The following is a 424-nucleotide window of genomic DNA, read 5'->3' as shown; positions in this document are numbered from 1 at the left end:
GGTGTCCTCCATTCCGTCTCCAGCCATCACGAACATCTGGTCGAGCAGCGATTTCCACGCCTTGGAGTTGGCGCGGCCGCCCTGCTCAAACAGAGGAAGCGGCTGGCCCCTATTCGCGGCCCGCCAGGCGATCACAGCCCGGTCTACCAGCCTTGGGCGATCGACGGGATCCCCAATATCGCCCTCATGGAGCGCCTGCAGCAACTGGGCGCGCGCGCCGGCCTCGGCCGCTCGGTCGCTCTCGATGAGCTTCAGCGCACGCTTGAAGAAGCGGATGTACTCCAGATGTCTCTCCCGCGTTCCTCGGTGCTGGATGTACCAGCGCAGATCCTCCGGATCCACGGCGTCGAGAACCAGATAGGGCACCTCTTCTCCCCACCAGTCTGATCGCTTCAGTTTCAGAAGGGAGACTTTGCAGTTGTAC

1 protein-coding gene is annotated in these 424 nt (G+C 62.7%); it reads right to left on the bottom strand.

Features of this window, described 5'->3' with window-relative positions; all coding sequences use genetic code 11:
* Positions 1-366 (bottom strand): hypothetical protein (locus FJV41_RS50810; RefSeq protein WP_220138037.1); only part of this gene is annotated, 366 nt, incomplete at its 3' end.
* Between the last annotated feature and the right edge of the window lie 58 nt (positions 367-424).

The organism is Myxococcus llanfairpwllgwyngyllgogerychwyrndrobwllllantysiliogogogochensis (assembly GCF_006636215.1).
In the GTDB taxonomy this organism is placed as follows: domain Bacteria; phylum Myxococcota; class Myxococcia; order Myxococcales; family Myxococcaceae; genus Myxococcus; species Myxococcus llanfairpwllgwyngyllgogerychwyrndrobwllllantysiliogogogochensis.
Note: the sequence above shows the minus strand (reverse complement) of the source record. Positions and strands in the feature narration are given on the sequence as shown.